Raw genomic sequence first — 23,765 nt, 5'->3', positions numbered from 1 at the left:
TCGTTGAAGATTTTGTTGGACTCAGGGAGGCCCGATGCGTCAGGAGAGTGCGGCCGCGCCGCAGGCCCGCCACCGGGCGGCCACCGCCCGCCCCCGCACGGCACCGGACGCCGAGCTGCGGCGCCTGCTGGCCCGCGCGGCGACCGGTGACCGCGACGCCTTCCTGGGCTTCTACGACGCGACCTGCGCGGTCACCTGGCGGCTGGAGCTGTGCCGCCACGGTGACGCCGAGCGCGCGACGGTCGCCACGCGCCGCCGGTACGCCGCCGCCTGGCTGCATGCCGCCGCCCAGGCCGGATCGGGACTCACCGCGCGCGCGTGGCTGCTCAGCCTGCCGTCCGGGCCCGCACCGCTGGTCCGCCGCGCCGCGACCGTCGGGGTCGGCGCGTGACGTCTCCCGTCCTGGTCGCCGGCGGCACCGGCTTCGTCGGTCGCCGGCTCGTCGCCGCGCTGGTCGAGGAGGGACGGTCGGTGCGGGTGATGACCCGGCACCCCGATCGCTACGACGGGCCCGGCACCCCCGTCCACGGCGACGTCGCGGCCCCGGCCACGCTCGCCGCGCCGCTGCGGGGTTGCGCGGCGGCCTACTACCTCGTGCACTCCTTGGACAGCGCGGACTTCGAGACGCGCGACGCGCGGGCCGCCGACGCCTTCGGCGCCGAGGCCGGGCGCGCCGGACTGGAGCAGCTGGTCTACCTCGGCGGCCTCGGCCGGGACGGCGACGACCTGTCGCCCCACCTGCGCAGCCGCCGCGAGGTGGAGGCGCGCCTCGCGGCCGGCGGCGTACCCGTCACGGTCCTGCGGGCGGGCATCGTGGTCGGCCACGGCGGGATCTCCTGGGAGATCACCCGGCAGCTGGTCGAGCACCTCCCCGCGATGGTCACGCCCCGCTGGGTGCGGACCCGCACCCAGCCGATCGCCGTGGCGGACGTCGTCCGCTACCTGGTCGGCGTGCTGGGGCATCCCGACGCGTCCGGCCGGGTCTTCGAGATCGGCGGGCCCGACGTCCTCGCGTACGCCGAGATGCTCGAGCGGGTCGCGGCGATCGAGGGGCGCCGGCTCCCGATCGTGCCGGTCCCCCTGCTCACGCCGGGGCTGTCGTCGTACTGGCTGGCCCTGGTCACCGACGTCGACGTCCGCGCCGGCCGCACCCTGGTCGACTCGATGGTCAACGAGGTCGTGGTCACCGACCCGCGCATCCGCGAGGTGGTCCCCTTCGCGCCGATGACCTACGACGAGGCGGTCCGCGCCGCCCTGAGGGAGCGTGAGGACGAGCGATGAGACCCGCGGCCCTCCTGGACCGGCTGCTACCCAAGCCCCTCTCCCACGTCGTCGTCGAGGAGGTCGCGGAGACGCCGGCGCAGCGCCGTCGGCGCCGCCGGGTCGTCGCGACCACCGCCGTGACCGGTGCCGGGCTGCTCGGCACCTCCCTCTCGACGGCGCCCGGATCCCGGGAGTTCTACCTCTCGACCGCCGCGGTCGCGGGTGTGTGGTGCGTCGGTGGCGTGACCTCGGGCCCGCTCCACCTCGGCTGGATCGAGAACCGCGACGCCACCCTGCGCCGGCCGCTCCTCACCCCCCTGGCCACCGGCGTCGCCGCGTTCGGCGTGTTCTACGCCGGCGCGCTGGCGGCCCGCCGGGTGCCGGTCCTCGCCGACGCGGTGACGCGGGTGCTGCGCTTCGCCGACGAGGGCGAGGACGCCAGGGTGCTCGCGACCACCCTCGCCAACGGCGTCGGCGAGGAGATCTTCTTCCGCGGGGCGCTCTACGCCGCCCTGGGCACGCACCGTCCGGTGGCGCGGTCGACAGTGGTCTACGCCCTCGCGACCACGACGACCCGCAACCCCGCCCTGGTGCTCGCCGCCGGGGTCATGGGCACGCTGTTCGGCCTGCAGCGGCGCGCGTCCGGCGGGATCCAGGCACCGCTCATCACCCACACCGTCTGGTCGGCACTGATGCTGCGCTTCCTGCCGCCGCTCTTCCGCGGCCGCACGGCCCCGGGTGCCCGCCGACCCGCCCGGCGCGCCCACTAGGCTCGACCCGGGCCGTTAGCTCAGTTGGTAGAGCACCGGACTTTTAATCCGAGTGTCGCGGGTTCGAGCCCCGCACGGCCTACTCCGACGCCGGGCCCGCGCGGGCTCACGCCTGGCGGGCGGCGCAGTCGGCACACAGCCCGACGAGCTCGACCGTGTGGCTGACCTCGGTGAACCCGTGCTCGTCGGCGATGGCGTGCGCCCACCGCTCCACGGCGGACCCGGTGATCTCGACGGTGCGACCGCAGGAGCGGCAGACCAGGTGGTGGTGGTGGGAGTCGCTGCACCGGCGGTACGTCGCCTCGCCGGCCGGGTTGTGGCGCACGTCGACGTCGCCGGCCTCCGCCATGGCCTGGAGGGTCCGGTAGACGGTGGCGAGACCGACCTTGTCGCCGGTGCGGCGCAGGCTGTCGTGGATCTCCTGCGCGCTCTGGAAGTCGGCCGCCTGGGCCAGGGCATCGGTGATCGCCCGGCGCTGCCGGGTCGGCCGGAGCGCGGCGGGGCGGGTGTCGGACACCGGACCTCCTGGGGACCTGCCATCGGACTGGGAATCGCTCTCAATCTACCGCCCGGGCCCTGGGACAGGAGCCGCCCGGCCCGATCCGACCACCGCGGCGCGGAGCGCCGAACCGGCGACGGGCGGGCTCGGCGCGGAGTAGCCTGAGCGGCGGGAGAGGGACAGAGAGGACTCGTTCGTGGGGAGCAATGACGAGTTCGGCCCGGACACGGAGAGCATCCGCGCCTGGCTGGACAAGCGGGCCACCTATGCCCGCGACGCCCGGGTCGTCGGCGCGCCCCGCGGTGGCGGTCCCGTCGCCCGGCCCGCGGCCCCCACCCCGTCCGCCGCGCAGACCCCCGGCACGACTCCGGCAGGGACTCCCGACCGGTCGCCGGGACGGCGCCGGTCCGCACCGGAGCAGCCACTGGTCGACTCGACCTCGGCCGGCCGCTCGGTCCTGGAGGCCCTCGGCGTCGAGGCGCCGCCCGAGCCACCGCCCCGGATCGCGCAGGCCGGCACCCTCGACAGCACCGACCTGGGTCGGTCCGTGGTCGAGGCGCTGCGCGCCGACCGGCCGAAGCGGGCGAAGCCGGACCCGACCGCACCGCCGGACCTGCCGGCCGAGGCGCCCGAGCCGGCCGCGGACCCGGCTCCGGCGCCCGCCGCCGACGCGCAGCGGGTGCGCCCCGCGCCCCCGCCGCGGCGCCGTGCCGAGCCGGAGGTCCGGCACGGCCGGTGGACCGAGCCCGAGGACAACCTGACCGCGCTCAACGCCAGCACCGACGCGCAGTTCCCGGTCCGCGGCGGCGTCCGCCGCACGCTGTCCTGGGTGCTGCTCGCTGTCCTCGTCGCGACCGGCGCGGCGACGTACGCCGCGACGCGGGAGCCGACGTCGGCGAGCGTCGGGGCGGCGTGCGTCCTGGGCTTCCTGCTGCTCGTCGTCTGGGCGGTGCGCGCGGGCTGCACGACCACCGAGCTCGCCGTGCGACGCGGTCAGCTCAGCATCCGGCGCAACGGGCAGACCGAGATCGTCGACGTGGCCAGTCCCTACACGCCGATCGCGATCGTGGGCGAGCCCGGCGACCGGCGGTGGACGGTGCTGATCGAGCGGGAGGGCCTGCCCCTGGTCGTGATCACCCGCTCGATGGTCGACCCGCACTGGTTCACGACCGTGCTCTACCGGCTGCGTCCCGGGCTGCGGCCCTCCTCCGCGCCCGGACCGGACGAGCCGGTCAGCCGGCCGTAGGGCTCCCGGAGGCGATCCAGAAGCGGAGCCTGCCCGCGCGCTCGTCCTCCAGCACGCCGCCCCCGGCCTCGATGGTGCGCCGGGACGCGACGTTGTCGACGTCGCAGGTGACCAGCACCCGGTCGATCCCGAGCCGGCCCGCAACCGCCACCCCGAGCGCGAGGGCGCGCGTGGCATGTCCGCGCCGGCGCGCCGCGGGGCGCACCGAGTAGCCGATGTGGCCGCCCTGCTCGAACAGCCAGGGGTTGAGGCTGTGCCGTAGGTGCAGGAAGCCGACGAGGTCGTCGTCGGGCGCGCCGTCGCCGCCCGCGATCCAGAAGTACGTCGACGGGACGCGGGTGCCGTCGAGGTCGGCGGTCGCCGTCGCCTCGGTCATGGCGACGAAGGCCGCGCAGCCGGCGCGCGTGGGCACCGGATCGCCGTCGAGCTGCCAGCAGCCGGAGCCGTGCATCTGCGTGGCGTCACCGAAGTCGTCGACCATCGCGGCCCAGGACTCCCAGCGCGCGAGGTCGGGGTCGACGAGCGCGGTCATGCGCCCATCCCATCACCGCGGGTCAACCGGTTTCCTCTCCCCGCGAAACGAGAACGTGTTCTACCCTGGCGGGCATGAACTGGCACCTCCCCGACTCCGACGCGACGCCGGCGGCCGAGATCGAACGGCAGGCGGCCACCTGGCGCCCGCTCACGGAGGCCACCCGCGAGCTGGTCGACCTGTGCGTGATGTCGGACGTCGACGAGGAGGAGGTGCGCGCCGCGCAGGCCGACGTCGAGGCGGCGGTCGCGCGACTGCGGAAGGTGCGGCGCGTCCGGACCCTCGGTGAGGAGCACCTGACCGGCGGGCGACGGCGACCCTGGGGCAACCCGGTCATCGGACTGCGCAACCCGATCGCGCCCCCGGTGGAGGTCACCAGCGACCCGACCGGCCGGGCCACGACGCAGTTCCGCTGCGGCGCGGCGTACGAGGGACCGCCCGGGCTGGTCCACGGCGGCGTGGTGTCCCTGATCCTCGACCAGATCCTCGGGCACGCCGTCGGCGCCGCGGGGCGTCCGGGCATGACCGGGACCCTGACGATCGTCTACCGGCAGGGGACGCCGCTCGGCGACCTGCGGGCGGAGGCCTGGATCGACCGCGTCGACGGCATCAAGACCTGGGCGCGGGCCCACCTGGTCGGACCCGACGGCGTGACCGCCGAGGCCGAGGGCGTGTTCATCCTGCCCCGCCACATCCGGGAACGGGGGGCCTGAGATGGCGACTTGTCGGGCATTTCCTGCGCTTGTCGGGCGTTGCAACACCCGACAGGCGCAGGAATCGCCGGTCGACCGGCGATTCCTGCGGCCGGCTCAGCCCGGGACCTTGACGCCCCGCTTGTTCTCGTCGGAGAGCCGGGCCTCCTCGGCGGCTTGCGCCTCGAGCTCGGCGCGGCGCTGCGCCTCGTCGTACTCACCGGGCTGGGAGACCAGGTCCGTCGCACCGCGGGCGAGACGCTGCAACGCCACCCGGGCGAAGATCTGCTGCTCGGTCGAGGTCCGCTCCGAGCGACCGCGGCCGAGGAACGAGACCGCCCAGCGCAGGACGGCCGTCACCCGGTTCTTGAAGCCGGTGAGGTAGAACAGGTGCACCACCAGCCACATCAGCCAGGCGAGGATGCCGGTGATCCGGAGCTTGCCGACCATGGCGACCGCCCGGAAGCGGCTGATGATGGCCATCGACCCCTTGTCGAAGTACTTGAACGGCGGCTGCGCGGGCTTGCCCTCGAGACGCCCCTCGATCTCCTTGGCGGCGTACTTCGCCCCCTGGATCGCGACCTGCGCGACGCCGGGGAGGTTGTCGAGCGAGATCATGTCGCCGACGACGAACACCTCCGGGTAGCCCGGGAGGGTGAGGTCGGGGTTGACCGAGATCCGGCCGGCGCGGTCGAGCGGGGCTCCGGTCTGCGCCGAGAGCTGCTTGCCGAGCGGGTTCGCCTGGACGCCGGCTGCCCAGACCTTGGCGACCGCCTCGATCCGCTCCTCGCTGCCGTCCTTGTACTTCACCGTGAGGCCGCGCTCGTCGACCTGCGACACCAGGGCACCGAGCATGACCTCGACGCCGAGCTTCTCCAGCTTCTCCTGCGTCCACCGGCCCAGCTTCGCGCCGAACGGCGGCAGCACCTGCGGCGCGGCGTCGACGAGGATGACCCGGGCGTGGCGGGTCGAGATCGCGCGGAAGTCGCGGGTGAGCGTGCGGTGCGCGAGCTCGGCGATCTGGCCGGCCATCTCCACGCCGGTCGGACCCGCGCCCACGACGACGAAGGTCAGCAGGTGGTCGACGTTCTCGCCGCGCGAGGCGCCCAGCTCGGCCATCTCGAACGCGCCGAAGATCCGGCCGCGCAGCTCGAGGGCGTCGTCGATGCTCTTCATCCCGGGCGCGAACTCGGCGAAGTGGTCGTTGCCGAAGTACGACTGGCCCGCGCCGGCCGCGACGATGAGGGAGTCGTACGGCGTCACGAGCTCGCGGCCCAGGACGTGCGAGGTCACCTGGCGGTTCTCGAGGTCGATCGTGGTGACCTCGCCGAGCAGGACCTGGGCGTTCTTCTGGTTGGCGAGCACCTCGCGGGTCGGCGGTGCGATCTCTCCCTCGGACAGGATGCCGGTCGCCACCTGGTAGAGCAGCGGCTGGAAGAGGTGGTGGGTCGTCTTCGCGATCATCGTCACGTCGACGTCGGCACGGCGCAGCTGCTTGGTGCCGAACAGGCCACCGAAGCCGGAGCCGATGACGACGACCTGATGACGGTCGGAGCGGGGGACGATGATGCGGTCGGGCAGGTCGGGCTGAGTGTCGCCTGCTGCCATGACTTCCTCCTGGGCACCTCGGGTGACGACACGATGACGTCCTTGCGGACCATTCTTCCGCCTGCGCCGCACGACCCCCAACCTGGCGTCAAGGTCTGGTTGGTCACATGCGTCCCGGAGCGTCACCAAATATCATCAGGGGGGTTGGTTTAGTGGCGACCCGGGCGGGGTATCGCACCCGGGATCGGCACCCCCCTCGACCGGACGAGACCCCGGAAGGTTCCTCCGTGCAGCACCGGCAGACCCTGGACCTGGCCCCCGGGCCACGGATCGTGCACGACGCACGACGCTGGGTGGTCCAGACCTGCGGTCAGCTGGGTCGCGCGGACCTCGCCGACTGCGCGGAGCTCGCCGTGTCCGAGCTGGTCACCAACGCCGTCCTGCACGGCACCGCGCCGGTGCGGCTGCAGGTGCGCGGCACCGCCGATCACCCCCGGTTCGAGGTGCACGACTCCTCCGTGATCCCGCCGCAGCCCTCGACCCAGGCGAGCGGCTTCGACATCGACGCCTTCGACCTCGACGCCTTCGACGCCCTCGACGAGGAGCAGCTGGCCGCGCTGACGACCGTCGGCCGGGGCCTCGACATCGTCTCGCGGGCCTCAGTGGCCTGGGGCGCCGAGATCGACGAGGACGGCAAGGCCGTGTGGTTCGAGCCGGCCCCGGAGCTGTCGGAGACCGAGGGCGCGCCCTACCAGCAGACCCACAGCATGCCGTCCCTGCAGGCCGACCACACCCGGGTGGGCGAGGTCGGCGTCCAGATCAACGGCGTCCCGATCGGGGCCTTCGGGCGGTTCCAGCGCCACTACCGCGACCTGCGCCGCGAGATCCGGCTGCTCGCGCTCGCCCACGAGGACGACTACCCCCTGGCGAAGGTCCTCTCCGAGCACTTCGACGCCCTGGAGCGCCCGCTGCGCGCCAACATGGGCCGCGAGCAGGTCGACAAGGCCTACGCCGACGGGCGCGAGTCGATCGACCTGCGGCTGCGGATGCCGCGGGAGACCGCGCGGCAGATCGGCGGGCTGATCGACCTCCTCGACGCGGCCGACGAGTTCTCCCGCGCCCAGCGGCTGCTGACCGCGCCCCGCACGGCCGAGCAGCGGTCCTTCCAGATCTGGTTCCTCGGCGAGTTCCGCCGCCAGGCCGTCGGCGCGCCGCCGGTCGCCTGGCAGGGCACCGGCAACGGCTCGGGAGCGCGCCCTAGTCTGCAGGCATGACCCCTGGCCGGCACCCGCGGCTGCTCCTGGCCGTGGCTGCGGGAGGCGCCGTGGGCGCCGTGGTCCGGTACGCCGCGACCGAGCTGGTCGCCGACGGACCGGGCTTCGCGTGGACGACGTTCGCGGTCAACGTCTCGGGCTCGGCACTGCTCGCCGCTCTCCTGCTCCTCCCGCTCGCCCGGCGCTCCCCCGTCTGGGCCGCGGCCCTGGGCCCCGGCGTGCTGGGCGGGTACACCACCTTCTCCGCCACCTCCGAGCAGGCGCGGACGTTCCTCGCCGACGGCCGGGCCGTTCTCGCGCTCGCCTACGTCGGCGGCACCCTCGCGGCCTGCCTGGTCGCGGTCGTCCTGGTCGGCCTGCTCGCGCCGCCGCTGCCCGCCGAGGACGAGCTGTGAGCGCCCTCCTCGTCGCCCTCGGCGCCGCCGTCGGCGCTCCGCTGCGCTTCGCCCTCGGCCAGCGCTTCGACGGCCGCTGGCACCGCGGCACGCTCACCGCTAACACGCTCGCCAGCCTCGTGCTCGGCGCCTGCGTCGGCTGGTCGGTGGGCGGCTCCGCGCTCGCGCTCGTCGGCACCGGCTTCTGCGGCGGGCTGTCGACCTACTCCTCGCTCGCGGTGCAGGCGCGTGACCTCGGACCCCGCCGCGGCGCGGCGTACGCCGTCGTCACGATCGCGCTCGGGCTGGCCGCGTGTGCGCTCGGATACGGCCTCACCGCGCGATAGTCCCTGCTCACAAGCACCGTGACCTGCGGGAGATCGGTGCTTTTGAGCAGGGACTATCGCCCCGGCTCAGGCGTAGCCGAGGTCGTGCAGCCGCGCGTCGTCGATCCCGAAGTGGTGGGCGACCTCGTGGACCACGGTGATGCGCACCTCCTCGGCCAGGTCCTCCTCGTCCTCGCACATGTCCAGCAGGGGGCCGCGGAACAGGAAGATCCGGTCGGGCAGCTGGGGCAGCAGGCCGCCGCCGCGCTCGGTGAGCGCGACGCCGTCGTACAGGCCCAGCAGGTCGTCGGGCTCGCCCTCCGGCGGCTCGTCCTCCACCAGCACGACCACGTTGTGCACGAGCCGGGCCAGCTCCTCGGGGATGTCGTCGAGGGCACGGTCGACGAGGGCGTCGAAGTCCTCGGGGCTCATCTCGACGGGCATGGCGTCATTGTGCCCGGGGCGGCGAAGGGCTCCGGAAATGCAGCATGCCCGGACCTTGCGGTCCGGGCATCGCTGGCGACCCCGACGGGACTCGAACCCGCGGCCTCCGCCGTGACAGGGCGGCGCGCTAACCAACTGCGCTACGGGGCCTGGTTGCACCGCTCACTCGCGTGAGCAGCGGATGGAACTCTAGCCCATGCATCTGCCGAGGACCCAATCGGGAGCGACCTCGACGTCGAGCGGGAGGACCAGGCACCCCCAACCGGATTCGAACCGGCGTACCCGCCGTGAAAGGGCGGTGTCCTAGGCCGCTAGACGATGGGGGCCCACCGTGGGACCGAGGGCCCCGCAGCGCGGGCCAGCATAGTGCGCACCGGCCGCCGCCCGCTCATCGCGAGGGCGCCGGGCGTCGAGGCGGGTCCCGCGGGAGGTCCGGCATGGTCCTCGATTGGTCCGCTCTTGGTCCGCGTCTGGCCCATTCCTTTACCTGTCTATAGTGCGGCCCGCAGGGACAATTGCTCCGGCACCGTCATGAAGCGGCGATGCCTGTTGACAACGCCGAGCGACATGGGGCGCGAGGCTCGGGCACGCGCACACCATCCGGGGGGATGTGGTCACGCGTCGTCCGGTCGCGCCCTCGGAGACGTGACGACCGATGACAGCCGTGGACCGGACCCCCGGGCCGCACCCCCAGCCCCCCACATCCACCCCTACCCCCACTCCCGAGCCGGCGCCCGGTGCGTCCAGGCTCCCGGGGCTGCCCCGCCTGCCCGGCGGCCTGGTCCCCCGGACCCACCTGAGCAGACGCCTGGACCGGCTGGCCGCGATCACCGTGGTCGACGCCCTCCCCGGCTTCGGCGGTCGCACCCTGGTCGCCGCCTGGGCACGGGAGCAGCACGCCGCCGGCCGGCACGTCGTGTGGCTGGACGGCATCGCCGACGAGAAGCCGGCCGCGTTCCGCGACAGGCTCCGCGCGGCGCTGGTCACCGCGGGCGCCCTGCCGGACGACACCGGGCCCGACCTCGTCGGCTGGGTCCCGGCCCTCGCGGCCTGTCGGCGCCCGGTGGTCATCGTGATCGCCGGCGCCTCGTGGCTGCTGACCGGGCGCAGCGCCGAGCGCCTGCTCGCCGTCGCCCGGAACGCCCATCCGGTCCACCTCGTGCTGATCGATGCCGACACCCAGGCCTTCGTGGAGGCGGCCCGCCGCGGTGGCGTGGACGTGCAGGCCATCCGCAGCAGCGATCTCACGCTGCGGCCCGAGGACGTCCGGGCGTTCGCCGGGGCGTGGGGGCACCCGCTCGACGAGGTCGCGGCGCGCGCCGTCGCGGACCGGGTCGGCGGGTGGATCCTGCCGCTGCGCCTGGCCCTCGAGGCGACACCGCCCGGCTCCGACGTGCTCGCGTTGCACGTCGCCGACGACTACGTGCGCGACGAGGTCCTGCCCGGCCTGCTCGCCGACGACGAGCTGCGGGCCGCCGCCCGGCTCGCGGTGCCGCGCATCATCGACGGCCCGCTGGCCGAGGCGCTGCTCACGGACCTCGCGCACAGCGGCCCGGCCCTGGTGGAGGCCCTCGAGCGTCGGGACCTCCTCTGGCGACACCCGACCACGGGCGGCCGACCGCGCTGGCGCCTTCCCGCCCTGGTCCGCTCCGCCCTGCTCGCCCACGGACGCACGGACCCGGACGGGCAGCGGCATGCCCACCGGGTGACCGCCCGGATCCTCGCCTGCCGCGGCGAGGCCGACCCGGTCGAGCTCGTCGAGCACAGCCGTGCCGCCGGGGACCCCGCCCTGCTCGCCGAGCTGTGGGCCGAGCACGGTTGGGCGCTCCTCGGCACGGACCTGACGGGCTTCGCGCAGGCGTTCGGCCACCTCCCCGACGGCGAGCACGGGGCCGAGCCCGCCGACGACGCGCTCCTCGTGGCCGCGGCCCTGGCGGACGCGTCCCGGCGGGTGCCCCCGGAGGCCGACTGGCTCACGCGCACCGAGACCCTCCTGCGGCGCTATGCGTCGGTGGGCGAGCGCTTCCTCGCCGAGCGCCGCGAGGCGACGTCGCCCTCGGCGCGCCTGGACCTGCTCACCGCGGCGATGGTGGCCCGGCGCGGCGAGGGTGCCCTCTCCGACGCCGTGCGGCTGGCCGACGAGCTGGACCGGGCGATCCGGGCCCGCCGTACCGCCGTCGGCCGGAGCCTGGCCGCCCAGGCGTCCTGGGCCTGGGTGCAGGCCGCGATGACCCACCTGCACGCCGGCCGGTACGGCGAGGCCCACCGCCTGGCGATGGCGGCCAACGACGCCGCGCCGCGCAGCGTCCTCGGTCGCGGGGCGGCGGCGCTGCTCGGCCTCCTGGCCACCTCCTCCGGCGACCGGGCCGAGGCGGAGCGCTGGCTCGCACTGTGGGACGCGGGTGGCGACGACGGCTCGTGGGGCGCCCGGCTGGCCGGGCTCCCGGCGCGGCTGGCCCGGGCGATGCAGGCCATGGACCGCCTCGACCCCCTCGCGGCCGAGGAGCACCTCGCCGACTCGTCGCTGTCGGGCGACGCGAGCGGCATGCTCCCGGTCGCCGTCGCGGCGCACACGCGGCACGCCCTGCTCTTCGGCGAGCCGGTCGCGATGCTCGCCCGGCTCGACCATCTCGCCCTCCTGGCCGAGCGTCAGCTCGCGACCCCGGGCGGGCTGTGGCGCCAGGTCTTCGACCGGTCGTCGGTGGACCTGCTGCTCGCCCTGGGCGAGGTCGACCGGGCCCGCGCCCTGCTCGGGCACGACGCGACCGACGTACCCCCCTGGCTGGTCCCGTCGGCGGCCCGCTTCCACCTCATCACCGGAGAGCCCCTCGCCGCCGCCCGGGTCGCGCGGGCCGGCGCCTGGCAGGGCGTGGTGCATGCCCGCGACCGGATGGAGCTGCTCGTCGTCAGCGCGCGGGCCCTGCACACCGTGGGACGGACAGGCGAGGCGCTCGAGGACCTCCGGCGAGCCCATGCGCTCGGAGGACACGTCGGCAGCCTGGAGCCCTATCTCCTGCTCGGCGAGGACCGGCACGCCCTGCTGGCCGAGGCCGGCCTGGCCCTCCGCGAGGAGGAGCGGGCCGCCCTGGACCGCACGCCCGCGGTCTACCCCGCGTCGGCCACCTTCGTCCGGCTCACGCCCCGGGAGGTCGTGGTGCTGACCGAGATGGGGCGCCACGAGACGGCCGCCGCGGTCGCCCGCAGCCTCACGGTGTCGGTCAACACCGTCAAGAAGCAGATGGTGTCGATCTACGCCAAGCTCGGTGTGCACGACCGCGGGTCGGCGCTGATCCGCGCCCAGCGGCTGGGACTGCTGCCGGCGCCGACCGTCACGCCGCACCCCCGGCGCCGGTAGCCGGGACGTCCGGATGTCGCCGCCACTTTCGTACGACGCCCCACCCTCCGGTAAGGTAGGCGACTGCTCGGGCAGGTAGCTCAGTTGGTACGAGCGATCGCCTGAAAAGTGATAGGTCGGCGGTTCGACCCCGCCCCTGCCCACCGAGCAGCAGGTCCCCGACCTGCAGGACACCCCCGCCGGGTCACCGGCGGGGGTGTTCGCGTCTGCGGGTCGCCTCCGGGAGGCGCCCGGCGCCCCGGCCGCGGGCTCAGCCACGACCGGCCACCCGGCGCGGCCACCAGAACCGGTCGCCCAGGCGCACCGCGATCGCCGGCACGAGGACGGTACGGACCAGCAGCGTGTCCAGCAGGACGCCGACGCAGATCACGATCCCCAGCTGGGCGAGGACGACCAGGGGGAGCACGCCGAGGACCGCGAACACGGCGGCCAGGAGCACCCCCGCACTGGTGATCACGCCGCCGGTCGAGGCCAGGGCGCGCAGCATCCCCTCGCGGGCGCCGTACCGCTCGGCCTCCTCCGCGGCCCGCGCGACGAGGAAGATGTTGTAGTCGACGCCCAGGGCGACGAGGAACAGGAACGCCTGGAGGGGTACGCCGACGTCGAGCCGGTCGAACCCGAACAGGCCGCTGCTGAGCACCCAGCCCGCGCCGAGGGCGGCCAGGTAGGTCGCGACGACGGTCAGCACCAGCACGATCGGCGCGACCAGCGAGCGGAGCAGGAGGCCCAGGGCGAGCAGCACGACGACGAGGATGAGCGGGAGGACGAGCGCCCGGTCGTCGCGCGTCGCGGCGTCGGTGTCGACGTCCTCGGCGTCCGTGCCGCCGACGAGCGTCGCGGGCAGGTGGTCGAGGGCCGCTCGCAGCGCGGTGACGTCGTCGCGCGCCTCGGGCGTGCCGGGAGGATGGGCGAGCACCACGTCGAGGCGGGTCCGGCCGTCGTGCTCCCCCGCGGGACGCACGGTGGCGACGCCGTCGGCGGACTCGGCGGCGCGGACGACCTCGGCGACGTCGTCGCGGGTCAGCACGATCGCCGGGTCGGCACTCCCGGCCGGGAAGGAGGACGCCAGCCGACCGGCGGCGGCGATCGACTCGGGCGTGTCGATGAACTGGTCCGCCTCCGAGAGCCCGCTGCGGATGCCGAGGATCCCGCCGGCCATCACCGCCAGCAGGACGACCGCCGCGGACGCGGAGAGCACCGGGCGGCGGGCGACCGCGTCGCCGACCCGCCGCCAGAAGGACCTGCCCTCGGACAGCGTCGGCGTCCCCACCCGGGGCCGGCGCGGCCAGAAGATCCACCGGGGGAAGACGACGAGCGCGAGCGGCAGCACGACCAGGACCGCGACGGCGGCGACGACCACGCCGAGGGCACAGGCCAGCCCGAGGCCTCGCGTCGAGGGGAAGGCGGACAGCAGCAGCGCGAGGAGCGCCACGACGACCGTGGCCGCGCTGGCGAGGACCGCCTCACCGGTGCGCAGCCACGCCCGCGCCATCGCCTCCGGCCGGCTCTCGCCGCGGTGCAGCTCGTCGCGGTAGCGGGAGATGAGGAGGAGCGCGTAGTCGGTGCCCGCACCGAACACGAGCACCGACAAGATCCCGGTCGTCGACTGGTCGAAGGCGACGCCGAGCCCGGTGAGCGCGTGGGTGGCCGCGACCGCGGCCAGCCGGTCGGCGAGCCCGACCACCAGCAGCGGGACCAGCCAGAGCAGCGGCGAGCGGTAGGTGACGATGAGCAGGAAGGCCACCACCGACGCGGTCACCGCGAGCAGGGTCACGTCGGCGCCCTCGAACACACGGGCCAGGTCACCCTGGATCGCCGCGGGTCCGGTGACCTCGGCGCGCAGGCCGTCCGGCAGGCCCTCGCGTACGGCGCCACGCAGCTCCTCGACGTCGTCGGCGAGCTCCGCCGCGTCCGTGCTGGGCATGGGCAGGACGCCGACCAGGGCCGTGCCGTCCTCGGCCGCCTGCAGCGGCGCCGCGGCGGCCGCGCCGGCCGCCCGGCCGAAGGCCTCCTCGGCGGCCGCGCGCTCCGGCGCCGTCAGCTCGCGGTCGGCGGAGAACAGCACGAGCGCGACCTGGCCGTCCCCCGAGGGGAAGTCCTCGAGCAGCCGCACGACCTCGGTGGAGTCGTAGCCGTCGGGCAGCTGGTCGGTCGCCGCCCGGTCGACGGGCGCGGTCCCGACGACTCCGATGAGCGCGCCCCCGACGAGGAGGTAGAGCACGGGGAGGATCCAGGCCACCCGAGGACGGAGAATCGGGAGCAGCCGTGCGATCGCCGACGATGATTCCATGATGGAAGGATATGCGCATGCCCCCCACCGCTGACCACCCGCGCGCCGAGCCCCCCGCGGGGAGCCGGGTGCCGGTCCTGGTGCAGCAGTTCTCCTACGAGCTCAACCGCTTCACGCAGCTGTTCGCCCACCGTCACGGCCTCCACCCGACCGACGTCGACGCCCTTGCCCATCTCCATCAGGCGGCGCTGCGGGGGACGGCGATGACCCCGAGCCGCCTCGCCGCGGCGATCGACCTGAGCCCGCCGGCGACGTCCGCCCTGCTGCGACGGCTGGAGTCCGGCGGGCACGTCGAGCGGGCGCCCGACCCCGCCGACGGCCGACGCCAGGTGCTCAGCCTGACCGGGACCGCCCGCCAGGTGGCGAGCGCCTTCTTCGGCCCCCTCGCCGACGTGCTGCGGGCGTCGCTGTCGGGTCTCGACGACGCCGAGGTGCGCGTCGTCGAGCGTTGGCTGGCCGGCGCCGCGGAGGCCACCCAGCAGCTCGGCGACCGCCTGGCGGACAGCGCGGGGCCGACGGTCCCGACGCACGGACCGGTGGCGTAGCCGCGCCGCGCCGGACGCGCGCGGGTCAGGGACGCAGGCGGGCGAGCAGCTGCGCTCGGCTGTGCACGCCGAGCTTGGCGTAGACCGCCTTCATGTGGTGCTTGACGGTGTGGGTGCTGAGGAAGAGCTCGGCCGCGATCTCCCGGTCGCTCCTGCCCCGCAGCGCGCAGGCCGCGATCTCGGCCTCGCGCGGCGTGAGGGCGCCGGCGAGCTCGGGATCGATGCCGCGCTCGACGGCGCCGGCGTCGCGTGCGGGGACGTCGAGCACCGAGACGACCACCTCCGCGTCGCCGGGGAGTCGCTGCGAGGTCGCCACGATCCCGGTGCCGGACTCCCCCGGGCCGTCCCAGGAGCGCACGGCGCGGACCTCGTCGCACTCCAGCAGGAGGGACAGCTCACGACCGGTCATCCCGGTGCGCGCCACGAGCTCCGCGGCAGGGGCGTTGACGTGCCGCGCCGCCGTCCGCAGGTCGGTCACGACGACCGGGGTCCGGCAGCGGTCCAGGGCGGCGATCAGCTGGTCGCGCTCGCGGGCCAGGGACGTGCGCTCGCTCACCGCGACCACCGCCGTGCCGAGCACCGCCGCCGCGGTCCTCGCCGCCGAGCGGTCGGCGTCGTCGAAGCGGGGCTGCTCGTCGTGCCGCGCCAGGTTGAGGGTGCCGACGACGCGGCCGCCCACCACGAACGGCGCGCACAGCACCCGGGCCATCGCGTGCGGGCCGAAGATCTCGCGGACGACGGGCAGGCGCCGCCACTGCTCCTCCGGCATCAGCGCGTCGCTGTCGCACAGCGCGTGGCTGCTCATCGCGACCTGGACCACCGGGTCCTGCTCCCGACCGTGGCGCTCGTAGCTGCGGACGTAGTAGCTGCCCAGTCCGCGCACCTCGGTGAAGGCCGGCTGACCCGTGGCCTGGTCGTGCACGTAGACGCCGACCGCGAAGGCGCCGAGCCGGTCGATGGCTTCGGACAGGAAGCGGTCGACCATCTCCTCCACGGAGCGCGCCGCCACCAGGTCGGCCGCGAGAGCGGGCGGCAGCGCCTGCGAGGGGTCCGGAGCCTCTGGTCGCATCGGTGCCTCCGCTCTGCGTCACTCACCTGCCGGCGGCGCCCGAGGCCGCCGACGACGCTACCCCGACGACGCCGCGCGCGTCACCCATCCAGCCGACCCCGGGCGAAGACCAGCGGGTCGCGGTCCTCGTCGACCATCAGCCGCACCACTCGCCCGACGACGATCCGGTGCGTGTGGCTGGTGATCGCGTCGGCCAGCTCGCACTCGAACCAGGCCGCCGCGCCGTCCAGGACCGGCGGCGCGCCCGGGGACGAGCGGTGCGGGACGCGCGCGAGCTTGTCCGGCTCCTTGGTGGCGAACAGACGCGCGACATCGGCCTGCCCGCGGGCCAGCACGCTGACCGCGAAGCGGCGTGAGCGCTCGATCGCGGGCCAGGTCCGCGACGTGCGGGCCAGGCACACCAGGACCTGCGCGGGCGCGAGGGTCAGGGAGCTGAAGGCGTTGACCGTGGTGCCGTACAGCTCGCCCGCGGACGCCGCGGTCACCACGGTGACCCCGGTCGGGAACTGCGCGCAGGCCCGTCGGAAGGCCTGCTCGGACAGCTCCGGCCCGGTCAGCGGCATCGGCTCCCCGACCAGGCCGGCGGTCACGACGCGCTCCGCAGCGAGGGCGCCTGGCTCGGGTCGAGGCCCATCGCGACCAGCCCGGCCATCTCCGCGCAGGCGAGCGCGTTGGGCGGCATGATCGGCCCGGTGGTCGCGTCGCGGAGCATCCGCTCGTAGGAGCGCGAGCGCAGCAGCGAGTTGAGGCCGCCCGCGGTGGTGCCGAGGGTCGCGACGGTGTTGATCGCCGTGGCGAGCATCAGCTTGGCGCGCAGGAAGGCGCCGCAGGTCTCCAGGCTGGGCCCGCTGTTCTCGTCCGCCTCCCAGGTGGCCTGGTACATCATCAGCCGGGCGGCCTCGACCTGGGAGGTGGCGTGCCCGACCACGCTGCTGATCGTCGGGTGGTAGCCCATCGGCTGGTCGTACCCCTTGGCGGCACGGGTGCCGAGGGCCTGCTGGAGCCAGGTCACCATGCCTTCGACGACACCGAGGTAGCAGCCGGTGTAGCCGCCCCACGCGATGTGCGCCTGGGCGATGATCCAGTGGCCGATGAAGTCGTCGAACTCGCACAGGACCAGGTCGTCGGGCACGAAGGCCCGGTCGATCCGCACCTGGTTGCTGCGCGTCGAGCGCATGCCCAGCGTGTCCCAGTCGTCGACGACGGTGACGGCGTCCGGCTGGCGGGTCGGCATCAGGAAGCCGACGACGTGGGTCGGGTCCGCGACGCCCTCGGGGTGGGCGAACATGAAGGCGTAGTCGCTGGCCTCCCACAGGGAGGCGAACATCTTCGTGCCGGTCACCTCCAGGCCGCCCGCGACCCGGCGGGCCGACAGGGTCGGCACATAGCTGGCCGGCAGCAGGCTGGAGGCGGCCGGCTCCGAGAGCGGCGCGCAGATCAGCGCACCGTCCAGCACCAGCCCCGCGGCCCGCTTCCGCGCGTCGGCGGGGACGGCGTCCAGCGTCGAGATGATCCGCGTGGCGACGTAGTGCATGTTGAAGCCGAGCGCCGTCGAGGCGTCGCCCTGGGCGAGGGCCTCGATGAACGCGAGCCACTGCGTCGTGCGGGCGCCCTGGCCACCGAGGTCCTGCGGCAGCGCGACGGCGTACAGGCCCTCGTCGCGCAGGCGGGCGAGGTTCTCGGTCGCGGTGCTGCGCTCGCGGTCGTGCTGGTCGGCACGGGTCGCGAAGTCGGCGGCCAGCTCGGCGCCGATCCCCGCCAGCAGGCGGCTGTGCTCGTCGAGTCGGAAGTCCATGGTCGTTCTCCTCAGGGTGGGACCGTCAGGTCCACATCGGGGGGCGAGTGGTGTCGAGGCTGGCGTGGACGACCTTGGTCGAGGTGTACTCGAGCAGGGTCGCGGTGGCGCCCTCGCGGCCGAAGCCGCTGGCCCGGACACCGCCCTGCGGCTGCCCGAGCGGTGTGGCGAACCAGGTGTTGACCCAGACCATCCCGGACTCGAGCCGGTCGGCGATCCGCAGTGCGCGGGCCAGGTCGGCCGACCAGACGCCGTTGGCGAGGCCGTACGCCACGTCGTTGGCACGGCGGACGGCGTCGTCCTCGTCGTCCCACGCCTCGACGGTGAGGACCGGACCGAAGAACTCCTCGCACGACGCCGACGTCGTGCCCCCGGGCGAGGAGAGCACGGTCGGCGTCAGGTAGCTGCCGCCGGACAGCTCGGCGCCCAGGTCCGGGACCCGGCCGCCGGTGCGCAGCTCGGCACCCTCCGCGACCGCCGCGGCGACCCGCGCGGCGACGCCGTCGCGGTGGGGCCGGGAGATCAGCGGGCCGAGCTGGGTCTGCGGGTCGAGGGCGTCGCCGACCCGGATCCGCTCGGCCCGGGCGCAGACCCGCTCCAGCAGCTCGTCGTGGAGGCTGCGGTGCACCAGCAGCCGCGAGGCCGCGAAGCAGACCTCGCCGTTGGCGGCGAAGATCCCGGTCAGCACGTCCTCGGTGACCGTGTCGAGGTCGGCGTCGGGGCACACGACCATCGCGCCCTTGCCACCGAGCTCCATGAGTGCCGGGACGAGGCGCTCGGAGAGCCGCCCGAGGATCCGGCGGCCGGTCTCCGTGCCGCCGGTGAAGCTGACCTTCGCCACGCCGGGGTGCGCCACCAGGGCCTCGCCGACCTCGGGCCCCAGCCCGGTGACCACGTTGACCACGCCGGGCGGGAAGACGTCGGCGATCATCCGGACCAGCTCGACGGTGCTGACCGAGGCGAGCTCGCTGGGCTTGACCACGACCGTGTTGCCGGCGGCGAGCGCAGGTGCGAGCTTGTGCGCCACCGAGATGAGCGGTGAGTTCCAGGGGACCAGCGCGGCCACCACGCCCAGGGGACGCGGCGAGGTCGCGACGTGGGCCCCGGGCCCGCAGGGCAGCGTGCGGCCGTGCAGGTCGCGGACCACGCCGGCGAAGAACCGGAAGATCTCGGCGGCCGTCGGTACGTCGATCAGCCCGGCCTCGCGGATCGCCCGGCCGTTCTCCGTCGCGAGCAGCGCGGGCCAGCGCTCGGCCGACGCGGTCAGCCGCTCGGCGACCTGCCACAGGCAGGCCTGGCGGGTGTCGAGGGAGCTCGTCCGCCACGTCTCGAAGGCGGCGCCGGCCGCGGTGACCGCCCGGTCGACGTCGGCCGGGGTGCCGGCGGCGACCTCGGCCCAGGTCCGCCCGGTGCTCGGCTCGACGGCGGGGAAGGTCCGGCCGGGGGCGATCTCCTCGCCCCCGATCAGGTGCGGGAGCGGCGCGTCGAGCGTGAGCCGCTGCGGCGCGAGGACGCTGGTCATCTCAGAACCCGAGGTGGGCGGAGTGGAACGGGTTGTCGATGCGGATCTTCCAGGTGCCGTCCGGCAGCCGGCAGAAGACGTTGCTGTCGACGGCGCCCATCTCGATCGGCGCGCCGTCGGGACCGGTGCCGGTCAGGTGCCAGCGGAGCGCGACGAGGGCGACGTCGCCGGCCTCGACGCGGTGGAGCTCCTCGATGGTCAGGTGCGGCTTGGTGTCGATGAAGGCCGCCAGGGCGTCGCGCAGGTTGGCGGTGCCGCTGACCGGCTCCGTGCCGGGCGCGGTCTGGAAGACGGTGTCCTCGTCCCAGCAGGAGAGGGCGAGATCGAGGTCGCCGGCGTTCATCGCCTCGACGAACAGCTCGTTGATCTCGGTGACACTGTTGCGTGAGCCCATCGGACCCTCCTCGGATTGGCGTCGTCGTCACCGCCGGTCCTCGCCGGCGGGCGTGTCGACCACCCTGGTCCGTCGCCGCGGGCCGCACATCCCGCGATCGCGGTCCCCTCCCGCCCCTCCCCTGATCAGGGGACCCGGCCGGGCGCGCGCACGAGGTCGCGACGCACGAAGCCCCCGCCGGGACTCTCGGCGGGGGCTTCGCGTTCGGGGAGGCCGCGAACGGCCCGGATCAGCCGACCAGACGGCTCTCGCGGTCGTAGTTGCGTCCCAGGAAGGACGGCTGCCGCGCCCAGCGGAAGGCGAACACCATGACCAGCAGCGTGGCGACGTACGGCAGCATCAGCACGAACTGGTGCGGGATCCCGATGCCCGCGACCTGGGCCCGCAGCGCCAGCACCTCCATGCCGGCGAAGAACGCCGCACCGGCGACCACCAGGTGGGGGCGCCAGCCGCCGAGGAACGCCAGGGCGATGACGAGCCAGCCGCGCCCCGCGACCATGCCCTCGGTGTAGAGGCCGGTGTAGACCATGGGCAGGTACGCGCCGGCCATGCCGACCAGGCCCGAGCCGACGACCGTGGACCAGGTCCGGGCCCAGGTCACGTTGATGCCGAGGCTGTCGGCGGCCTTCGGGTTCTCGCCGATCGACCGGAAGGCCAGGCCGCTGCGGGTCTTGTACATGAACCAGTAGATGGCCGCGGAGATCAGGAAGGCGGCGTAGACGACCAGGTCGTGGTCGAACAGCACCTCTCCGAGGAACGGGATGTCCGAGAGCAGCGGGATCGGGTAGTCGTCGAGCGTCGGGATCAGCGGCGGCTCCATCGTGATGCCGATGACCTCGCGGTAGAGCAGGCCGGCGGCGCCGAGGGCGGCGAAGTAGAGCGCCAGGCCGACGACGAACTGGTCCAGCCGCAGCTGGGTCGTCATGTAGGCCAGCACCAGGCCGAAGACGCCGGCGATCGCGAAGGCGGCTGCCATGCCGACGGTGTTGCTGCCGACCTTGAAGCTGACGAGGAACCCGACCGCAGCACCGAGGACCATCAGGCCCTCCTGCGAGACGTTGAAGACTCCGGCCCGGCCGCTGAGGACCGTGCCCTGCGCGGCGAGCAGGAACGGCACCATCGCCGGGATCATCAGCGTGAGGAACTCGGTGATCTCACCCATGTCAGTGCCTCCGGATCTTCGCTCGGGCGATGTCGGACAACAGCAGGAAGAGCAGGATCAGCGCCTCGATGATGAGGACCATCTCGACCGGCACCTGCGCGGTGCGCTGCATCGACCCCGCGCCGACCTCGAGGACCGCGATGCCGAAGGCGATGAACGGCAGCGCCAGCATGCTCCCCCGTGCCATCAGGCCGACGATGATGCCGAGGATCAAGAAGTTGGACTGCATCCCCTCGAGCATCTTGCCGTGGACACCGGACACCTCGATCGCACCGGCCAGGCCGGCGACGGCACCGCCGACGACCAGTCCCGCGCCGGCGAGCCGGGACGTGCGGATGCCGTGCACCTGCGCGGCCCGCAGGTTGGCACCGACCGCCCGCATCTCGAAGCCGGTCGACGTGCGCCTCATGAACACCGCGATCACGACGACCAGGACGACGGTCAGCAGCACGCCGGCGTGCATGGGCGGCGCCTCGCCGATGCCGGGCAGGCGGGCGCCCTCCCCGACCGGCGTGGTCGCCGGGTGGCCTGCGCCGCGGTCGGGCCAGACATGGCTGGCGACGTAGTCGATCAGCTGGAAGGACACGAAGTTCAGCACGACGGTGCTGAGGATCTCGTTGACCTGGAACTTCGTCATCAAGAAGGCCGCGATGCCCGCCCAGACCGCACCGGCGAGCGCGCCGGCCACGAGCACGCAGGGCAGCAGCACGACCATCGGCAGGTCGGACCAGAGGATGCCGAGGGCGACACCGCCCGTCGCGCCGACCAGCAGCTGCCCCTCCGCGCCGATGTTGAACTTGCCCGTGGCGAGCGGGATGGCGAACGCATAGGCGCACAGCAGCACCGGAACCCACTTGTGCAGGGTCTCGATGGTGCCGAACCGCGTGTTGAAGCTCGTGGTCAGGACCGACTCGAACGCGGCGAACGGGTCGCGGCCGATGGCGGCGATGATGAGCCCGCCCACCACGAACGCGAGGAGGACCGAGACGACATAGGGCACGACGAGCCAGAGCGCCTCGACGACCCGGCGCGGTCGCTGGGTGGGCTCGACCGGCGGGCCCGATGCGGCCGACGGTGGAGCGGTCAGGGTCTCAGACACGAGCTTCTCCCAGTCCAGTCATGCTGCGGCCGACCTCGTACGCGTCGACGGATCCGTGCTGCCACTCTCCCGCCCGGGAGCCCTGATAGAGCGCGATCACCCGGTCGGACAGGGCGATCACCTCGTCGAGGTCCTCGGAGATGAGCAGGACCGCGCAGCCGGCCGCCGTGGCCGTGCGCACCTGCTGGTACACGAACCGCGTCGAGCCGATGTCGAGGCCGCGCGTCGGGTTGTGCAGGATCAGCATCCGTGGCTGCCGGGCGAAGGCCCGGGCCAGGATGACCCGCTGGATGTTGCCGCCGGACAGGTCGCCGACGAGGGTGGCCGGACCGTTGGCGCGCACCGAGAACTCAGCGATCGCCTCGACCGCGCGCTGCTTGGCCGCCCCCCAGTCGATCAGGCCGCGCTTGCGGACCTGCCCGCTGCGCTGCGAGCCGAGCACGAGGTTCTCCGTGATGCTCGCCGTCGGCAGGATGCCGTCGCGGTGCCGGTCCTCCGGCACGTAGGCGACGCCGTGGTCCAGCCAGCTCGAGGTCGCCAGGCCGCACATCGCGCGGCCCGCGACCTCGACGCTGCCCGAGCGCACCGGCCGGACCCCGGCCAGCGCCTCGGCGAGCTCGACCTGGCCGTTGCCCGCGACCCCGGCGATGCCGACGATCTCACCCTCGCGCAGCTCCAGGTCGAAGCCCTGGATGAGCTCATGGCCCTGGTCGTTGACCACCACCAGGTCGCGGACGGCGACCGCTGTCGTCGTACCGACGGAGGAGAGGACCTCCTCGACCTTCTCGGCATCCACCGCCCCCAGGGCGGCGGCGTCCACCGCGGCCCCTGGGTCCGTCGTGCTCCCCACCATCTTCTCGGCGAGGTGCTCGGCGTCGGTGTCCGCACGCTCGATGGTCTCGACCCGCCGGCCGTCGCGCATCACGGTCATCCGGTCGCAGACGCTGAGCGTCTCGCGGATCTTGTGCGTGATGAGCACGACGCTCATGCCGTCATCCACCATCGCCCGCATGGAGCCGAAGAGGTCGTCGACCTCCTGCGGGGTGAGGTTGGTGGTCGGCTCGTCGAGGATGAGCAGCTTCGCGCCGCGGTAGAGCGCCTTGAGGATCTCGACCCGCTGGCGTACGCCGACGGGCAGCTCCTCGACGACCGCGTCGGGGTCGACGGCCAGTCCGAACCGCTCGCTCAGCTCGCGGATGCGCGCCTTGGCGTCGGACAGGTCCAGCCGCAGCGGGCCGGGCACGTCGGTCCCGAGCACGATGTTCTCGGTCACGGTGTAGTTGTCGACCTGGAGGAACGTCTGGTGGACCATGCCCACCCCCGCGGCGATGGCGTCCTTCGGCGAGGCGATGCTGACCGGCTGCCCGTCGAGGAGGACCTCCCCGGCGTTGGGTCGGTACAGCCCGTAGAGGACGTTCATCAGCGTCGTCTTGCCGGCGCCGTTGCCGCCGAGCAGGCCGTGCACCTCGTTGCGGCCGACCACCAGGTCGACGGCGTCGAGGGCGGTCACCGGCCCGAAGGTCTTGACGATCCCCCGCATCTCCAGACGCGGGTTCTCCATGGTGG

General features: G+C 74.1%; 23 protein-coding genes and 4 tRNA genes. 12 read left to right on the top strand and 15 right to left on the bottom strand.

Annotated features, from left to right (window positions below; all coding sequences use genetic code 11):
- The first annotated feature begins 34 nt into the window (after positions 1-34).
- The 4 genes from ACPZVR_RS02220 (at position 35) to ACPZVR_RS02205 (ending at position 2,115) form a co-directional block, all read left to right on the top strand.
- Positions 35-391 (top strand): hypothetical protein, encoded by a 357-nt coding sequence (locus ACPZVR_RS02220; RefSeq protein WP_436697931.1) that lies wholly within the window; start codon positions 35-37, stop codon positions 389-391.
- Positions 388-1,281, top strand: a complete 894-nt coding sequence (locus tag ACPZVR_RS02215) for an NAD(P)H-binding protein (RefSeq protein WP_436697930.1) — start codon at positions 388-390, stop codon at positions 1,279-1,281. The genes ACPZVR_RS02220 and ACPZVR_RS02215 overlap by 4 nt, the downstream gene beginning before the upstream one ends.
- A complete protein-coding gene (locus ACPZVR_RS02210; protein WP_436697929.1) occupies positions 1,278-2,033 on the top strand; it encodes a CPBP family intramembrane glutamic endopeptidase in 756 nt (251 codons plus the stop codon). Before ACPZVR_RS02215 ends, ACPZVR_RS02210 begins: the two co-directional genes overlap by 4 nt.
- Positions 2,034-2,042: 9 nt before the next feature.
- Positions 2,043-2,115 (top strand) — tRNA-Lys (locus ACPZVR_RS02205).
- Between the two features lie 24 nt (positions 2,116-2,139).
- Here the strand turns inward: ACPZVR_RS02205 and ACPZVR_RS02200 are convergent.
- Positions 2,140-2,550 (bottom strand): Fur family transcriptional regulator, encoded by a 411-nt coding sequence (locus ACPZVR_RS02200; protein ID WP_436697928.1) that lies wholly within the window; start codon positions 2,548-2,550, stop codon positions 2,140-2,142.
- A 178-nt stretch (positions 2,551-2,728) separates the two neighbouring features.
- Here ACPZVR_RS02200 and ACPZVR_RS02195 point away from each other — a divergent pair, with 178 nt between their 5' ends.
- A complete protein-coding gene (locus tag ACPZVR_RS02195; protein ID WP_436697927.1) occupies positions 2,729-3,778 on the top strand; it encodes a hypothetical protein in 1,050 nt (349 codons plus the stop codon).
- Here ACPZVR_RS02195 and ACPZVR_RS02190 read toward each other — a convergent pair.
- Complete coding sequence (locus ACPZVR_RS02190; RefSeq protein ID WP_436697926.1) at positions 3,765-4,310, bottom strand: GNAT family N-acetyltransferase; 546 nt, start codon at positions 4,308-4,310, stop codon at positions 3,765-3,767. The genes ACPZVR_RS02195 and ACPZVR_RS02190 overlap by 14 nt on opposite strands.
- Before the next feature lie 74 nt (positions 4,311-4,384).
- Here ACPZVR_RS02190 and ACPZVR_RS02185 point away from each other — a divergent pair, with 74 nt between their 5' ends.
- A complete protein-coding gene (locus tag ACPZVR_RS02185; RefSeq protein ID WP_436697925.1) occupies positions 4,385-5,023 on the top strand; it encodes a PaaI family thioesterase in 639 nt (212 codons plus the stop codon).
- Positions 5,024-5,119: 96 nt separating this feature from the next.
- Here the strand turns inward: ACPZVR_RS02185 and ACPZVR_RS02180 are convergent, their stop codons facing one another.
- Complete coding sequence (locus ACPZVR_RS02180; protein ID WP_436697924.1) at positions 5,120-6,610, bottom strand: NAD(P)/FAD-dependent oxidoreductase; 1,491 nt, start codon at positions 6,608-6,610, stop codon at positions 5,120-5,122.
- Between the two features lie 227 nt (positions 6,611-6,837).
- Between ACPZVR_RS02180 and ACPZVR_RS02175 the strand changes: the two genes are divergently transcribed.
- The 3 genes from ACPZVR_RS02175 to ACPZVR_RS02165 are packed head-to-tail and all read left to right on the top strand — an operon-like array spanning position 6,838 to position 8,545.
- Positions 6,838-7,824 carry an ATP-binding protein gene (locus ACPZVR_RS02175; protein WP_436697923.1) on the top strand — a complete coding sequence of 329 codons (987 nt, stop codon included), beginning with the start codon at positions 6,838-6,840 and terminating at the stop codon, positions 7,822-7,824.
- Positions 7,821-8,219, top strand: a complete 399-nt coding sequence (locus ACPZVR_RS02170) for a fluoride efflux transporter FluC (protein WP_436697922.1) — start codon at positions 7,821-7,823, stop codon at positions 8,217-8,219. The genes ACPZVR_RS02175 and ACPZVR_RS02170 overlap by 4 nt, the downstream gene beginning before the upstream one ends.
- Positions 8,216-8,545 carry a fluoride efflux transporter FluC gene (locus ACPZVR_RS02165; protein WP_436697921.1) on the top strand — a complete coding sequence of 110 codons (330 nt, stop codon included), beginning with the start codon at positions 8,216-8,218 and terminating at the stop codon, positions 8,543-8,545. Before ACPZVR_RS02170 ends, ACPZVR_RS02165 begins: the two co-directional genes overlap by 4 nt.
- Before the next feature lie 66 nt (positions 8,546-8,611).
- Here ACPZVR_RS02165 and ACPZVR_RS02160 read toward each other — a convergent pair whose 3' ends face one another.
- The 3 genes from ACPZVR_RS02160 to ACPZVR_RS02150 form a co-directional block, all read right to left on the bottom strand.
- Positions 8,612-8,968: a metallopeptidase family protein gene (locus tag ACPZVR_RS02160; protein WP_436697920.1), complete on the bottom strand. Its 357-nt coding sequence runs from the start codon at positions 8,966-8,968 to the stop codon at positions 8,612-8,614.
- Positions 8,969-9,041: 73 nt separating this feature from the next.
- Positions 9,042-9,118 (bottom strand) — tRNA-Asp (locus ACPZVR_RS02155).
- A 103-nt stretch (positions 9,119-9,221) separates the two neighbouring features.
- Positions 9,222-9,294 (bottom strand) — tRNA-Glu (locus ACPZVR_RS02150).
- A gap of 329 nt (positions 9,295-9,623) precedes the next feature.
- On the opposite strand from ACPZVR_RS02150, the gene ACPZVR_RS02145 reads away from it, so the two are divergent.
- A complete protein-coding gene (locus tag ACPZVR_RS02145) occupies positions 9,624-12,323 on the top strand; it encodes a helix-turn-helix transcriptional regulator (protein WP_436697919.1) in 2,700 nt (899 codons plus the stop codon).
- A gap of 69 nt (positions 12,324-12,392) precedes the next feature.
- Positions 12,393-12,466 (top strand) — tRNA-Phe (locus ACPZVR_RS02140).
- Between the two features lie 107 nt (positions 12,467-12,573).
- Here the strand turns inward: ACPZVR_RS02140 and ACPZVR_RS02135 are convergent.
- The gene (locus tag ACPZVR_RS02135) at positions 12,574-14,613 is read right to left on the bottom strand and encodes an MMPL family transporter (RefSeq protein WP_436697918.1); all 2,040 of its coding nucleotides are present in this window, start codon (positions 14,611-14,613) and stop codon (positions 12,574-12,576) included.
- Between the two features lie 17 nt (positions 14,614-14,630).
- Here ACPZVR_RS02135 and ACPZVR_RS02130 point away from each other — a divergent pair, with 17 nt between their 5' ends.
- Positions 14,631-15,158: a MarR family winged helix-turn-helix transcriptional regulator gene (locus ACPZVR_RS02130; RefSeq protein WP_436697917.1), complete on the top strand. Its 528-nt coding sequence runs from the start codon at positions 14,631-14,633 to the stop codon at positions 15,156-15,158.
- 25 nt (positions 15,159-15,183) lie between these two features.
- On the opposite strand, the gene ACPZVR_RS02125 is transcribed toward ACPZVR_RS02130, so the two are convergent.
- From ACPZVR_RS02125 to ACPZVR_RS02090, 8 genes are all read right to left on the bottom strand, one after another.
- Positions 15,184-16,227 carry a LuxR C-terminal-related transcriptional regulator gene (locus ACPZVR_RS02125; protein WP_436697916.1) on the bottom strand — a complete coding sequence of 348 codons (1,044 nt, stop codon included), beginning with the start codon at positions 16,225-16,227 and terminating at the stop codon, positions 15,184-15,186.
- 80 nt (positions 16,228-16,307) lie between these two features.
- Positions 16,308-16,817: a flavin reductase family protein gene (locus tag ACPZVR_RS02120; protein WP_436697915.1), complete on the bottom strand. Its 510-nt coding sequence runs from the start codon at positions 16,815-16,817 to the stop codon at positions 16,308-16,310.
- Positions 16,814-18,022, bottom strand: coding sequence for an acyl-CoA dehydrogenase family protein (locus ACPZVR_RS02115; RefSeq protein ID WP_436697914.1), 1,209 nt, complete (start codon positions 18,020-18,022; stop codon positions 16,814-16,816). Before ACPZVR_RS02115 ends, ACPZVR_RS02120 begins: the two co-directional genes overlap by 4 nt.
- 25 nt (positions 18,023-18,047) lie before the next feature.
- Positions 18,048-19,544 (bottom strand): aldehyde dehydrogenase family protein, encoded by a 1,497-nt coding sequence (locus ACPZVR_RS02110; RefSeq protein WP_436697913.1) that lies wholly within the window; start codon positions 19,542-19,544, stop codon positions 18,048-18,050.
- A 1-nt stretch (position 19,545) separates the two neighbouring features.
- The gene (locus tag ACPZVR_RS02105; protein WP_436697912.1) at positions 19,546-19,938 is read right to left on the bottom strand and encodes a YybH family protein; all 393 of its coding nucleotides are present in this window, start codon (positions 19,936-19,938) and stop codon (positions 19,546-19,548) included.
- Between the two features lie 229 nt (positions 19,939-20,167).
- Positions 20,168-21,100: an ABC transporter permease gene (locus tag ACPZVR_RS02100; protein WP_436697911.1), complete on the bottom strand. Its 933-nt coding sequence runs from the start codon at positions 21,098-21,100 to the stop codon at positions 20,168-20,170.
- 1 nt (position 21,101) lies between these two features.
- On the bottom strand, positions 21,102-22,199 hold the full coding sequence (locus tag ACPZVR_RS02095; protein WP_436697910.1) for an ABC transporter permease: 1,098 nt from the start codon (positions 22,197-22,199) through the stop codon (positions 21,102-21,104).
- Complete coding sequence (locus ACPZVR_RS02090; protein WP_436697909.1) at positions 22,192-23,760, bottom strand: ABC transporter ATP-binding protein; 1,569 nt, start codon at positions 23,758-23,760, stop codon at positions 22,192-22,194. Before ACPZVR_RS02090 ends, ACPZVR_RS02095 begins: the two co-directional genes overlap by 8 nt.
- Positions 23,761-23,765 lie beyond the last annotated feature (5 nt).

Origin of the sequence: Nocardioides segetis (genome assembly GCF_051390595.1) — a bacterium.
Classification (GTDB): Bacteria; Actinomycetota; Actinomycetes; order Propionibacteriales; family Nocardioidaceae; genus Nocardioides.
Note: the sequence above shows the minus strand (reverse complement) of the source record. Positions and strands in the feature narration are given on the sequence as shown.